Source organism: Mesorhizobium sp. M2E.F.Ca.ET.219.01.1.1 (assembly GCF_004016445.2).
Taxonomy (GTDB): domain Bacteria; phylum Pseudomonadota; class Alphaproteobacteria; order Rhizobiales; family Rhizobiaceae; genus Mesorhizobium.
In genome coordinates this window covers 1-339 of the sequence record NZ_SADT02000144.1, presented here as the reverse complement: position 1 = coordinate 339, position 339 = coordinate 1, and the positions used below count along the sequence as shown (strand labels likewise).

General features: G+C 73.2%; 1 protein-coding gene. It reads left to right on the top strand.

What is annotated here, in order from left to right:
- On the top strand, positions 1-339 hold a 339-nt coding region (locus EN862_RS35290), incomplete at both ends, for a BTAD domain-containing putative transcriptional regulator (RefSeq protein WP_281035873.1).

Below are 339 nucleotides of genomic sequence, written 5' to 3'. Positions count from 1 at the left end.
GCAGGCAAACGATCGCGGGGCCACGGAACTGGCGGCCCGGCGCTACGCCGGCGACCTGCTGCCGGACGACCGCCACGCTGAATGGGCGGAAGAGCCGCGCCAACGGCTGCGCGAGCTCTATGTGCGCGTGCTGGAGGCGGCCGGTCTGTGGGAACGCTTGCTGGCGGTCGATCCCGCCGACGAGCGCGCCGCGCGGGCCCTGATGCAGGCGGCACTCGACGCCGGCAATCGCGGCGAGGTCGTGCGGCAGTTCGAGCGGCTGCGCGAAAGCCTGCGCGTCGATCTCGGCGTCGGCCCGCAAGCGGCGACGGTCGCCATCTACGAGAAGGCACTGGCGCT